Here is a 12,547-nt window from a genome sequence, read left to right on the forward strand (position 1 = left end):
CCGGTCGTCAGGATATAGGAGTCAGTAGTCGGTCGTCAGGATATAGGAGATTATTTTTTTTATTCTCCCAACTCCCTGCTCCCCATCTCCCCAATTCATAATTCATAATTCATAATTCATAATTCCTCAAAAAAATTAATGGTAATGTTAAATTAAATTAAATTAAGAAAATCCTCATTCTTGTTATATGCAGTTAACTTGGCTTGATAGTAATTCTTGGTTAATCGAAATCGGGGGAAAACGCCTGCTTCTCGATCCTTGGTTGGTAGGTTCCCTGACTTTTGGTAATTTAACTTGGCTATTTGAGGGTAAAAAAACCGCTAATCATGCCATTCCCGAAAATATCGATCTGATTCTTCTCTCCCAAGGTTTGGAAGATCACGCACATCCTCCTACTTTACAGGTACTCGATCGCCAAATTCCCGTGGTAGCTTCTCCGAATGCCGAAAAAGTGGTTCGAGCGCTCAATTATACCCATCGCATCCCTTTAACCCACGGTGCTAGTTATATCTTTGACAATGCGATCAAAATTACTGCTGTCCCCGGTTCTCCAATCGGGCCGACTCTGGTGGAAAATGGTTATGTTATCAAGGAATTAGCGACAAATCAGAGTATCTACTACGAACCCCACGGTTATCATTCTCCTAGCCTCGATTCTCTTGGTAAAATCTCCGTGATTATTACTCCTTTGATTGACTTAAAAATACCTTTCCTTGGACCGGTAATCAAAGGACAAGAAAGCGCCTTAGCAGTCTGTCAACGCTTGCAGCCTCAATATATTATTTCTACGGCTGCCAGTGGTGATATCGAGTTTAAAGGATTATTGATGGCGGTGTTAAGTGCTGGGGGTAGTCCCGAATCTTTTCAAGAATTATTAACATCCCATGACTTGCCGACAAAAGTAATTGATCCTCGTCCTTGGCAACCTTTTACAGTGGAATTAGGCGAGTGCGTCCCTGGTTTGAGCTAATCTGATTTAAGGGAAGAATAGAAAAAAGTTAAAACTTTCTTCCCGATTTTTATCTAAAACAGTAGAACTTTTTAATTGTTTGAAAAAACTGGCTCTCTTGAATATTGGATGTAAAATGGGTAAAACCCCACACCCTACCCCTAGTAAAAACTTTTTCAGCAAACCCTAATTAAAAGTGGCTCTTCTCTGCTAAATTATCTATGAATCAGTTGCCCTTATTTTCTCAGTTAAAATCAGTGCGAGACTTTTATCAACCTGATGCCGAAATAATTCTTTGTCAAGGAGATAGCAATAATTTTATCAAGACTATACCAGATAATTCTGTGAGCTTGATTATTACTTCTCCTCCCTACAATTTAGGAAAAGACTACGAAAAAAAAATCTCTTTGGATACTTATCTGGAAACCCAAACCAAAATTCTGCGAGAATTCTCTAGGATATTGCAAGATAATGGTAGTATTTGCTGGCAGGTGGGAAATTTTGTTCAAGAGGGTGAAGTTTATCCTTTAGATATTTTTTATTATCAGCTATTTAAACAAATGGGTTTCTTTTTAAGGAATAGAATTGTCTGGCATTTTGGCCATGGATTACATACCTCTAAAAGATTTTCTGGCAGATATGAAACTATTTTATGGTTGACAAAAACCGATAAATACACCTTTAATCTTGATCCAGTGAGAATCCCCGCTAAATACCCCGGTAAGCGTCATTTTAAAGGTAAAAATATCGGTAAACCCTCTGGTAATCCTTTAGGGAAAAATCCGAGCGATGTTTGGGAGTTTTTAGCACAAGAATGGGATGAGTTACTATGGGATATTCCTAACGTTAAATCTAATCATCCAGAGAAAACTATCCATCCTTGTCAATACCCGATCGAATTAGTAGAAAGATGTGTTTTAGCCTTGACAAATGAGGGGGATTGGGTTTTTGATCCCTTTGCTGGAGTCGGAACTTCTCTGATTGCTAGTATTATGCACAATCGTCGAGTGATGGGGAGTGAAAAAGAAGCAGAATATGTGAAAATTGCCAGGGAAAGAATCGCCGCTTATTTACAAGGAAATCTCAAAATTCGTCCTTTAGGAAAACCTATTCATCAGCCTAATGGTAAGGAAAAAGTTGCTCAAATTCCCGAAGAATGGCACAATAATATATAGGAAGTAATACTGAATCTCCCCCCCAGGTAGATGGATTTATGAATCCATCTACTATGAGTTGATGCTAAATCTGGTTATTAAAAACTGATTATTTATTCCCCCTGTAGAAAACGGGTTTCTCGGAGAAACCCGTTTTCTGTGCGTTACTCAACGGATTTAGTATAACTCATCTGACAATGATTGATAAGTTTTTTTGTCACCATTTTTAGAGAAAACTTTGCAGAATTGTGGCGGTTTCTTGTCCAGTTTTTTCCCAACTAAAAAGCTCGGCGCGTTGGAGACTCAAGGATTGTAATTTAAGACGTAATTGTTCATTAGTAGCGATTTGCTGCATTGCCTCTCTCATCTCATCAATGCTATAGGGATTAATTAAAATTGCCGCATCTCCTGTGACTTCCGGGAGAGAGGAAAGATTAGAAGTAATTACAGGAGTTCCACAGGCGATCGCTTCTAGTACAGGTAATCCGAAACCTTCCCAAAGGGAGGGATAAACTAAAGCAGTTGCTTGGTTTAAAAGTTGCGGCAATTCTTCATAGAAAACATAGTTTAAAAATTGCACTCGTTGAGAGATTGATAATGCTTCTACCTGTTCCTGTAGAGCCGGGGTGAAACGGGGGTCAAATTGACCGACAATTAATAATTGATATGCGGGATCGATTTGGGAAAAAGCAGTAATTAAACGAGCGAGATTTTTATGAGGATCATAACGACCAAGATAGAGAAAATAGGGACGAGTCGCCAGATTTAGAGGACGAAAATTGTGAGAATCATATCCAGAAAGAATCACGGTTATTTTGTCAACAGGTATGTTAAAAAACTTATTAATATCGGAGGCAGTTGCTTGGGAAACAGCGATAATATGTGCGGCTTTTTTCAGGACTTGGGGTAAATAGTATTTAGTATAAAAAGTTAGGGGAGAAAATTTCGGGAATCGCAGGGGAATTAAATCATGAACTGTGACAATATAGCGGCAATTTCGATAAATAGGTGCTTCGGGAATGGGAGTAAATAATAGGGAAGACTTTAATTGTTGATAGGTTTGATGGAGTTGGGTTTCTGTCCAAATTAAGCGCCTAATATTGCCTTTAGTTCCCTGTTCTTGGGTGAGGTTTGCCGACACAGGATAGGTGTTAAAATCTGGGTAACTATTAGAAGTGATTAGGGTAGGATTTAAGTTAGCTAATTGGGGAATGATATTTTTAGTATAGGTAGTCAATCCAGTATATTTAGTACCAAGAAAAGCGAGATTGATTAATAATTGATGATTTCTATTCATAGATATTAGCTAGTTATTATAAAAGAAAACGATAAGCTTTTATAGTAGCTTGTGCGGTTTTTTGCCAAGAGAATTTTACTGCTTGTTTTTTTCCTTTCGTGATTAAGTCTTGACGGAGAGAGGTATCACTAATAACTTGATAGATTGCCGCAGCAATTTCTAGGGGATTATCGGGATTAATTAATATTGCCGAGTCTCCGGTGACTTCGGGTAAGGATGCCGTATTAGCAGTTACCACAGGACAACCTAAAGTCATCGCTTCTAAAACCGGTAATCCAAAACCTTCATAAAAAGAAGGATAGACAAAAACATCGGCTTTTTGATAATAATCCGCAACTAAGTCATCAGCAAGATAATCAAGATGTTGGATACTATCTCGGAAGGGAGACTGAGATATTTTATCGAAAATTGGTTGATACTTCCATCCTTTTTTGCCAATCAGAATCAGATTATGGTCTAATTTATACCTGTCCTTGAGATAGTTAAAAGCGGTGATGAGATTAATAATATTTTTTCGTGGTTCTAGGGTACTAACAAAGAGTAAATAGGGTTTAGTGATAGGTAGAGATGGGGGAGAATTGGGGAGGGAAGAATAACGACTTGCGAGGGGAGTAACAAAAATTTTTTCTGGAGTTACATCTAAATATTCGATAATATCTCGTTTGGTACTTGCGGAGTTAGCAATAACTAAATCTGTCCATTGTAGAGATTGTTTAATCCGTTGGGTGTAGGTTTTGACAATCCCCGTGACAAACTCAGGATATTTAATAAAAGTAACATCATGAATAGTCATAACTTTGCGACTCTGACGACAAGGATACACCACATGATCCAATCCGTGGAGAATATCGGGAGAATCAAGAAAGTTTTCTAGATAGGGAATTAGAGGATTAGGAAATCGGGTTAAGATATTGCTAAGACTGACGGGAATTGGTAAACATTTAACCTCTGGATAGGATTGCAGTTTTTCAGGAATAGAAAGATTACCCCGCAGCCAGTTTTTTACCGATGGTTGAAAACAGAGGGACAGGGAAAAGTTTTCTTGGTTTTGTAATTTAGCTAATTCGGCAATCAGGTGATAAGCATATAATCCAATTCCACTAGGATTCTGTCTTATCGGTGTACCATCAACTAAAATTTTGAGCATTTGCGGTTAGATGAGATTGACGGGATAGATATTTTTAAAATTACACATTCAATTGTCAATTTTGCTCGGTTAGGACAAGATTAAAATCGACAATAAAGTCCACCCTAATAGTTAATCTTACCCTATAGCGCCCCTAAATAGCAGCCTTTTTGGGCTAGGTTACGGTCAATACTTAATTTATCGGGCAATTTTTTCGATTATTGTCCCCTCACCCACCCTACGACTAGGATTGTCAACGGGTACTTATAAGCTATGAATCTCCTTGACGAAAAACACTGTAATTAGTTATAATCACGGAAGAATAGCTTCCCTGTACTTGTGCTGATCAGAAAAAGTTATCTCAGGGATGAAGTAGTCCCCCAGAGAAAAACTAATATCTGGTAATGCCGAAAAATCTTGATTAACTAATGTTTTCACTATGTTTAATCCCTTAGTATCTTTTAAGTCACTAGAAAGGCCATGAAGGTGAGGTTAAATGTCTAACTTTTTCCCAAGATGGTAAACTTTTGGCTAGTGCCGGAGATGATGGTAATATTCTAATCTGGGAATGGAGAAAAAATCAGAAGTTTTCTTTAACTAAAAAAATTGATAAAGTTTTTGAAGATGATATCAATAAAATGCTTGGATATCTAGAGGATGGGATTAGCAATATATTTGGAAATAAGGGTAGAATCGCTATACCTAAAATTAATGATATGTTCTCAAAACAACCTCAAGTAAAGGTTTCGGAGATTGATGACATATTTCCAAGACATAGACATAAAAGAATCAGGCTCTTCGTTACTCTTTATGCTAAATTAACAGACAAGATGCCAAGACAACATACTTCTAACCCAAAAATTACGAAAGTTTCTAAAGCCATAGCCTCGCCGTTTTATTAGTGGCTCTTCGGGACTTGTTATGGTTCGATGTGGGGGCATAAATTGACTAAATTTTTATCTGGCAAGAGATTTGATTGATACTAAATCTGGTTATTAAAAACTGATTATTTATTCCCCTTTGCCTTTTGCCTCTTGCCTTTTGCCTCTCCTCATAACTAGCCTGTACTCAACGGATTTAGTATGATTAGTTCGCTCTAGATCAAAAACAACTTACAAAAACCGCCAAATGTTTTTCTACATAAGAGTTCCATCCCTTATAACCCCCGCCCATTGCCTAACACAAACCGAAGAACGGGAACTTTGACGATTACCTTTTAACAGAGATTGTAACTTAGCTCGACGTTGGTTATAAAATTGATTCAGGCTTTTTAACGGTCTGCCATTGATCAACAAAGGGATAAAATCCGGTTGATTTGAAGTTACAGCCATCAAATTATTTATACCTAAATCTATCGCAGTTATCTTTTCATTAGGAGCGAAGAACTGTTCAGTTTTCTCATAAATTACCTCGATTACATAACAATCACATTTAGGAACTATTCTGACTTCTGCTAGGCACTCCGTCACTCTCGTCGGCAACGCAATTGAAGTCCCTGATAACTTGACTAACCCTTTGACAAAGCCTCGATTAGAGGAATTACTGTCATGGGATGTGACGATTCCGCCAAGCAGACAAATGGGACTTTATTTTCCTGCAAGTTCCTGGTTACCGATCCTTGTTTGCTGAACTAGCGCCGCGATATTTGAGAGATGAGGAACGAACTGGGTTAGCCACTGTGGGATTATTGGTGATTTTAACCTCCGCACCGCGATATTTACCCCCTCGCTCCTTGACAGGAGCCTCGGCAACTGTTGGCTCAATATAGGCGGCGCCACGGTACTTTTTCTCGCCAGCAGTTTCTGGAGTGGGGACGGGGACATTCTTTTGTTCTTCTCGTCCTTGCCATAAAAAGGTGACGACAATCACAACTGTCAAGAGAATTAATAGCTGAATCTGCCAAGGAGCTAAAACTAGACTCAAAACTAGGCTAATTACCGTAGCGGCACTGGCCAGATAAGCGATCTCATCGCTGGACTTCTGCCAGAAATAGGCAGCCAAGGCAGCGGTGAATAGTGGCAACAAAAACAAATAGGACATTCTGGGTACACCTCACCTTGTTACGCAAGTGAACCAATCTCCCTATATATTACCTCCCTCGCTTCGATCGGCGAAAAATATTAATTTAGCTTATGGGAGCTATAAGTTTTATTTTGTCAATCCTTCTTTACAATTTGTAAAAATGTTGTTACATTTATTCACATGAGCTAAAAGTTAAAGCAAAACAGCTAAGACAGCAAGCCAGTTCAGATCGTCTCGAGGAGTATCAAACAACTTATGGTTCGTTTGTCTCGATACAACGGTGAAAAACTGGGTTTACTAGCTTAAAAAGTTTTCGGGGTTTGGGTTTGCCCCCTTGACAGATTTGCTTGAGTTCTCCTACATAACTTAGCGCTACCTCGGCTGGACACCGAGGTTTTTTATTTGGTTACAGTGTTTTTGAGCAAATAAACCCTAGATAGGGTTTGCTGAAAAAGTGTCTTGGTGAGGTTAGAGTGTGACGTTTTAAAGTTTTTAGATTTATTCAGCAAGCTCTACTTAATTAAAAACTAACTTCGTTTTGATGCACGGAATCCAAATAAAACTTGATCACATCTTCTGATGTACCCTGACATTGCAACTGACCTTTATTTAGCCAAATTGCTTGGTCACAGGACTCTTGAATTAAAGTCAAATCGTGGGAAACGACTAAAATAGTAGCGTTAGAGTTCCAGAATTTTTTTAAACGTCGTTTACACTTATTTTTAAAACTTTCATCCCCGACGGAAAGGACTTCATCAAGAATAAGAATATCGGGGTGAACCTCTGTTGCGATCGCAAATCCTAAACGAGCCACCATACCAGAAGAAAGAGATTTCACCGGCGCCCCTATATATTCTTCTAACTCAGCAAAGTCAAGGATATCTTTGGTTTTTTCCTTCATTTCCTGACGCGAGAATCCCAGCATTACCCCATAGAGAATAATATTATCTTTTACTGGTAAATCTGCATCAAAACCTGCCCCTAATTCAATTAGAGAGGCAATTTGTCCCCTAACTCTCACCATTCCCTTTGTCGGTTCTAGAATACCACAAATAACTTTTAAGAGGGTAGATTTTCCTGCGCCATTAGCTCCAATGATACCTAATTTTGCTCCAGAATTAATGACTAAATCTATATTGTCTAGAACTAATTTTTTGGCTGGTTGACGATATTTACCTTCAAGGAGAGAGAAGATTGTCCTTTTCAGATCGTAGGAGAATTCTTCTTGAGTACGTCTTTGGAGAGACACTTGATCGAGTCGAATTACTTCTGTCATTTATAATAAATCCATAAATAAATGTCGCCATAGTCGGAAGCAAGTCCAACCAATTCCTAAGATGATAATCCCACCAAGTAGAGATTGAAAAATCAAACCAAAATCCGGTAATCCCGGGGAAAGGGACAATTGGCGAATACTTTCAATTACTGGTAATAATGGGTTTAATAGCAGAAATGGTTGTACGGAGGGAGGGATAATTTCTGGGGGATAAAAAATCGGGCTGCTAATCCAAGCGACAAAACAAACAATTTCGTAGAAATAGGGTAAGTCTCTGAAGAAAACGTATAGGGTACTAACGAAAAAACCCACTCCCGTGCAAACAAGAGAAAGACCAGTCACAGGAAGAATCAGAGCAATTACATTAATTAAACTTTGAGACTTCCAGAGAGTTACTATAGCCAAAAGGGGAAAGATACTAATAGCAAATTGGAAAATATTTGCCACTACCATAGAAACGGGAAAAATGCTAACTGGCAGGCGAATTTTATTTAAAATACTGCCATTACCAACGATACTAGGTAAAGCTTGGTTAGTGGAAGCATTAAAGAAATTTATTACGACTAAACCAGTGAAAGCCGCTAGGACATAGTTAACTATAGAATTATCAAAATAAGAGGCGAAAACCGTACCGAAAATTGCCGTGTATAGTGCAGTCATAATCACGGGATTTAACAAAGACCAGTAAACCCCCAGAAAAGAACCCCGATAGCGTCCCTTGAGATTACGTTCCACTAAAACACTAAGCAATTCGTAATATCGCCGCGCTGTTGACCATCTAGTTTTTGTCTGGAGATCGGTCATAGGGATAATTGTCATTTCTTCAGTATTCAGTGCCTTATTCTAAACGATTACCGTCAATCTTGTCTATCGATCGAGAGGGGACTCTAATTTTTGTCCAGTCCCCGACGACTCTCCCTTTGGGGAAAAAGTTCCCCTGCTGGGCTATTTATCCGGCTCAAAAAGCTGAAAAACCGCTAAAAGTCTCTTTTTGTAGGGTTGAATTCGTTTTTTAGGGGCAGCCTCAGCTAATTGACCTAGACTCTAAGTAAGTGGTTCTGATTAAATAGAAGACAGATTTTGCCTTTGATCCCCCCTGAACTCCTTGATAAGGGGGGTGGGTATCCCCCCTGCTCCCCTTAATAAGGGAATCTGACAATTTTTGACAACTACTTAATTAGCAGTTTTGCCCAGAAAATAGACACCAGATCAAAGTCAAGAAATGCCGATTTAAACAGAGCTAATCTCAGAAAAACTGGAGTCAAAAACTAGTAACTGAACAATTTCTCTACGAATCAACTAATAATTTAATCTAATTGATGTCCCGTCAGTGCAACAAAGATATCTTCGAGGTTAGAAGGGCGACACATCACCCCAGTTTTATCGCTCAAACTGTCAAGATAGGCATTAGCATCAGCCACAGTGGGGAAGAATTTATAATCGATTTTATCGCCAACTTGTTTCATAACTAAACCCTCACCATATTTAGTGCGAAAATCCGCTAGAGTTCCTAATTCGATTAATTTGCCCGCATCCATAATACCAATTCTGCCCGGTTTTCCCATAGCATTATCCTGACAGAGAAATTCCACTTCTTCCATGTAGTGAGTGGTTAACAAAATTGTCATTCCTTGCCGGTTTAAATCGCGAATTACTTCCCACAAACGACGACGATTTTGGGGGTCTAAACCGACAGTCGGTTCATCGAGAAAGAGGATTTTTGGTTCGTGAAGAAGCGCACGAGCAATCTGTAAACGTCGTTTCATCCCTCCGGAAAGAGTTTTGGCAAGGGTAGATTTTCGATCGCTTAAACTGACATAATCTAAATAGCGATCGATTAATTCCTGCCTCTGGGGATTGGGGATATGGTGCATCCGTCCGTGAAATTCCATATTTTCCCAGACGGTTAATTCCCCATCAACGCTAATCTGTTGCAAGACTACCCCTATATTTCTTTTCACCTGATCGCGGTATTTTTTCACATCATACCCCGCCACTTCAATTTCTCCTTGACTTGCTTCGGTTAGGGTGATAATCATGCGGATTGTCGTCGATTTTCCCGCACCGTTGGGACCGAGTAAACCAAAGATTTCCCCTTTTTCGATGGCAAAGGAAAGCTCGTTAACTACCGGGAGATTGTTATAGATTTTAGAAACTCGATCGAGAGCAATAGCGGCGGTCATAGTTACAAAAGTTAATATTCTAGCTATGGATTAGTGTAACCGAATTAGCCCAACTCGACGGCGATTTTATCCTTCCCCTCGGGATCATCCTATCGACTTTGGTTTTATCTCATCACAATCAGATTAGAATACGGATAAAAAATTTTGACTTTGCTGGTATCAGATGCGAGTTTTTCTGCCAATTCTCTGTTTATGTCTAGGAATAGGGGAATTTTTCCTCAATCCCCCCATTAGTCCCGTCAATTCCTTTCCCGCAACCACGGTAACTCGAACGGAAACCCGTTTGCTGCTGAATTTAAAAAAAAGACGGGTTTTTGTTTACCAAGGACAGAAAATAATCGCTTCTTACCCAGTGGCGATCGGTCGTCCGGGTTGGGAAACCCCGACGGGACAATTTAGGGTGATTCAGATGGTGCGGGAACCAGTCTGGGAACATCCTTTCAGCGGTCAACTGGTGCCATCGGGAAAAAACAACCCCTTGGGGGCCCGTTGGATTGGATTTTGGACTGATGGCGCGAATTTTATCGGTTTTCACGGTACACCCCAAGAAAATCTCATCGGCCAGGCCGTCTCCCACGGTTGCGTCAGGATGCGCGATCGAGATATAAAAGCTTTATTTGAAAAGGTAAAAATCGGCACTTCGGTGATAGTAATCGCTCAATAAGTAGGGTCTGCTCAAAAAGTTTCTTGGTCAGGTTAGGAGTCGGTCGTCGGTGGTCAGTCCCGATGAAAAAATTTTCACCCCCACAGATGAAAGAGGTTTCCTTCCCTACACCCTACACCCTCTTTCAAGTCAGGAGTAATTTAGATAGTCAACAGTTTAAAATGAGAGAAACTAAGCCAAGAGGATAAGCGGTGAATATTATTGAACTAATCGGGATCGTGGCGGGAATATTAACCACTGTCTCCTTTTTACCCCAAGTGATTAAAACTTGGCGTTATCGTTCGGCTAAGGACTTGTCCCTCACTATGTTTATTTGCTTTTGTCTGGGGGTTTTTCTCTGGCTAATCTACGGGATTTATATGAGCAGTAAACCGATTATTATTGCTAATTTTGTTACTTTTATCTTAGCGGGGACAATTCTCTATTTTAAGATTAAATATGATTAAATTGACAATCCCTTGCAGCCCTCTTGGCTCACGTCATGACAATTCTACAATTTATCCCCACATCTAGGGGCGAGGATAGGATTTTTAGGTTAATTTATTGTTAAGATGATCATCTTTGACCATTGAGACCAAATTTGGGGTCAAGAAACATGAGCGATCGCATCGAGTGGATTAATGCCCTATCAACCCGTCCCTCCCTAGAAGCGGCGGTGACGGAAGTAGTGGAAAAAGTGCGAGATAAGTTAGTTGGATCGGCAGATATAGCCATAATTTTTATTTCTTCTGCCTATGCCAGCGACTATCCCCGTTTAGTTCCCTTAATCTTAGATAAACTCCCTGTTCCTGTCCTGATCGGCTGCGGTGGGGCGGGGATTGTCGGCATGGGTGACAGGGAAAAAGCGCGAGAAATCGAAGCGAGTCCGGCTTTAAGTCTCACCGTCGCCCATTTGCCTAATGTGGAAGTGCAGTCCTTCTATATCGAAGCGGCGGAAATGCCCGATCTCGACAGTTCCCCCTCTAGTTGGACAGAATTATTAGGGGTAGAAGCGGCCAAAAATCCCCAATTTATCCTTTTAGCCGATCCTTTTTCCAGTCGCATCAATGATCTGTTAGAGGGTTTAGATTTTGCCTACCCCGGTTCGGCCAAAATCGGCGGTTTAGTCAGTGGTGGCATGATCGAACGTTCTGGGGGTCTATTCTACCACGATCAACAAAAACCCCGTAATAGCTATCTCTATCGTCAGGGAACCGTAGGAATCGCCCTTTCTGGCAATATTATCGTCGAAACTATCGTCGCCCAGGGTTGTCGTCCCATTGGGCCGATTTATCAGGTAAGTGAGGGAGAACGCAATATTGTCATCTCCATGACCAGTAAAGAGGCCGATGGGACTCCGCAACCACCTTTAAATCTACTGCGGGATTTAATCCCCTCCTTAAGGGAAAAAGACCGAGAATTAGTGCAAAACTCCCTTTTTATCGGTATTGCTAGGGATGAGTTCAAAATGCAGTTGCGGGCCGGGGATTTCTTAATTCGCAGTGTTTTGGGAGTAGATCCTCGTCAAGGTGCGATCGCAATTGGCGATCGAGTTCGTCCGGGGCAGCGGGTACAATTTCACCTGCGCGATGCTGACACTTCCGCCCTAGATTTAGAATTACTTTTGCAAGCTTTTCCCCAAGAAAAACCTGATAGTTCAGAGGTACTAGGGGCTTTAATCTTTTCCTGTCTCGGTCGCGGGGAAAATCTCTACGAAAAACCCGACTTTGATTCGGGTCTTTTTCAGCGTTATTTCGCCAATGTTCCCCTCGCTGGTTTCTTTGGCAACGGAGAAATCGGGCCGGTGGCCGGTCGCACTTTTTTACACGGTTATACCTCGGCCTTTGCCCTCTTTCGTCAGGGAATTTAATGTTATACTAAATAGTTAGTACGCTAG

At 40.4% G+C, this 12,547-nt stretch carries 13 protein-coding genes; 6 read left to right on the top strand and 7 right to left on the bottom strand.

What is annotated here, in order from left to right; genetic code table 11:
• Positions 1 to 187: 187 nt before the first annotated feature.
• Together ACE3JL_RS05120 and ACE3JL_RS05125 are read left to right on the top strand one after the other, a co-directional pair.
• Entirely contained in the window at positions 188 to 970 is a 783-nt protein-coding gene (locus tag ACE3JL_RS05120; protein WP_375328985.1) for an MBL fold metallo-hydrolase, read from the top strand.
• Between the two features lie 200 nt (positions 971 to 1,170).
• A complete protein-coding gene (locus ACE3JL_RS05125; protein ID WP_375328986.1) occupies positions 1,171 to 2,124 on the top strand; it encodes a DNA-methyltransferase in 954 nt (317 codons plus the stop codon).
• 205 nt (positions 2,125 to 2,329) lie between these two features.
• Here ACE3JL_RS05125 and ACE3JL_RS05130 read toward each other — a convergent pair whose 3' ends face one another.
• The gene (locus tag ACE3JL_RS05130; RefSeq protein ID WP_375328987.1) at positions 2,330 to 3,400 is read right to left on the bottom strand and encodes a glycosyltransferase family 4 protein; all 1,071 of its coding nucleotides are present in this window, start codon (positions 3,398 to 3,400) and stop codon (positions 2,330 to 2,332) included.
• 16 nt (positions 3,401 to 3,416) lie between these two features.
• Positions 3,417 to 4,547 (bottom strand): glycosyltransferase family 1 protein, encoded by a 1,131-nt coding sequence (locus ACE3JL_RS05135; protein WP_271992339.1) that lies wholly within the window; start codon positions 4,545 to 4,547, stop codon positions 3,417 to 3,419.
• A gap of 506 nt (positions 4,548 to 5,053) precedes the next feature.
• Between ACE3JL_RS05135 and ACE3JL_RS05140 the strand changes: the two genes are divergently transcribed.
• Entirely contained in the window at positions 5,054 to 5,428 is a 375-nt protein-coding gene (locus ACE3JL_RS05140; protein ID WP_271992351.1) for a hypothetical protein, read from the top strand.
• Between the two features lie 234 nt (positions 5,429 to 5,662).
• Here the strand turns inward: ACE3JL_RS05140 and ACE3JL_RS05145 are convergent, their stop codons facing one another.
• From ACE3JL_RS05145 to ACE3JL_RS05165, 5 genes are all read right to left on the bottom strand, one after another.
• The gene (locus ACE3JL_RS05145) at positions 5,663 to 6,007 is read right to left on the bottom strand and encodes a transposase (RefSeq protein ID WP_375328988.1); all 345 of its coding nucleotides are present in this window, start codon (positions 6,005 to 6,007) and stop codon (positions 5,663 to 5,665) included.
• Between the two features lie 127 nt (positions 6,008 to 6,134).
• Complete coding sequence (locus ACE3JL_RS05150; protein WP_271992337.1) at positions 6,135 to 6,566, bottom strand: DUF4278 domain-containing protein; 432 nt, start codon at positions 6,564 to 6,566, stop codon at positions 6,135 to 6,137.
• 502 nt (positions 6,567 to 7,068) lie between these two features.
• Positions 7,069 to 7,824: an ABC transporter ATP-binding protein gene (locus tag ACE3JL_RS05155; protein ID WP_271992336.1), complete on the bottom strand. Its 756-nt coding sequence runs from the start codon at positions 7,822 to 7,824 to the stop codon at positions 7,069 to 7,071.
• The gene (locus tag ACE3JL_RS05160; protein ID WP_271992350.1) at positions 7,825 to 8,628 is read right to left on the bottom strand and encodes an ABC transporter permease; all 804 of its coding nucleotides are present in this window, start codon (positions 8,626 to 8,628) and stop codon (positions 7,825 to 7,827) included.
• A gap of 503 nt (positions 8,629 to 9,131) precedes the next feature.
• Positions 9,132 to 10,007 (bottom strand): ABC transporter ATP-binding protein, encoded by an 876-nt coding sequence (locus ACE3JL_RS05165; protein ID WP_271992335.1) that lies wholly within the window; start codon positions 10,005 to 10,007, stop codon positions 9,132 to 9,134.
• A gap of 163 nt (positions 10,008 to 10,170) precedes the next feature.
• Between ACE3JL_RS05165 and ACE3JL_RS05170 the strand changes: the two genes are divergently transcribed.
• From ACE3JL_RS05170 to ACE3JL_RS05180, 3 genes are all read left to right on the top strand, one after another.
• Entirely contained in the window at positions 10,171 to 10,671 is a 501-nt protein-coding gene (locus ACE3JL_RS05170; RefSeq protein WP_271992334.1) for a L,D-transpeptidase, read from the top strand.
• A 191-nt stretch (positions 10,672 to 10,862) separates the two neighbouring features.
• Positions 10,863 to 11,117 (top strand): SemiSWEET transporter, encoded by a 255-nt coding sequence (locus ACE3JL_RS05175; RefSeq protein WP_002776654.1) that lies wholly within the window; start codon positions 10,863 to 10,865, stop codon positions 11,115 to 11,117.
• Positions 11,118 to 11,266: 149 nt separating this feature from the next.
• Positions 11,267 to 12,520, top strand: coding sequence for an FIST N-terminal domain-containing protein (locus tag ACE3JL_RS05180; protein WP_375328989.1), 1,254 nt, complete (start codon positions 11,267 to 11,269; stop codon positions 12,518 to 12,520).
• Positions 12,521 to 12,547: the final 27 nt, after the last annotated feature.

Source organism: Microcystis sp. BLCC-F210 (genome assembly GCF_042134685.1).
Classification (GTDB): Bacteria; Cyanobacteriota; Cyanobacteriia; order Cyanobacteriales; family Microcystaceae; genus Microcystis; species Microcystis aeruginosa_D.

Excerpts from the sequence above, each read along its gene's own strand:
- ACE3JL_RS05130 (WP_375328987.1), bottom strand. The coding sequence starts at position 3,400 with ATGAATAGAAATCATCAATTATTAATCAATCTCGCTTTTCTTGGTACT.
- ACE3JL_RS05150 (WP_271992337.1), bottom strand. The coding sequence starts at position 6,566 with ATGTCCTATTTGTTTTTGTTGCCACTATTCACCGCTGCCTTGGCTGCC.
- ACE3JL_RS05160 (WP_271992350.1), bottom strand. The coding sequence starts at position 8,628 with ATGACCGATCTCCAGACAAAAACTAGATGGTCAACAGCGCGGCGATAT.
- ACE3JL_RS05120 (WP_375328985.1), top strand. The coding sequence starts at position 188 with ATGCAGTTAACTTGGCTTGATAGTAATTCTTGGTTAATCGAAATCGGG.
- ACE3JL_RS05125 (WP_375328986.1), top strand. The coding sequence starts at position 1,171 with ATGAATCAGTTGCCCTTATTTTCTCAGTTAAAATCAGTGCGAGACTTT.
- ACE3JL_RS05155 (WP_271992336.1), bottom strand. The coding sequence starts at position 7,824 with ATGACAGAAGTAATTCGACTCGATCAAGTGTCTCTCCAAAGACGTACT.
- ACE3JL_RS05135 (WP_271992339.1), bottom strand. The coding sequence starts at position 4,547 with ATGCTCAAAATTTTAGTTGATGGTACACCGATAAGACAGAATCCTAGT.
- ACE3JL_RS05170 (WP_271992334.1), top strand. The coding sequence starts at position 10,171 with ATGCGAGTTTTTCTGCCAATTCTCTGTTTATGTCTAGGAATAGGGGAA.
- ACE3JL_RS05165 (WP_271992335.1), bottom strand. The coding sequence starts at position 10,007 with ATGACCGCCGCTATTGCTCTCGATCGAGTTTCTAAAATCTATAACAAT.
- ACE3JL_RS05180 (WP_375328989.1), top strand. The coding sequence starts at position 11,267 with ATGAGCGATCGCATCGAGTGGATTAATGCCCTATCAACCCGTCCCTCC.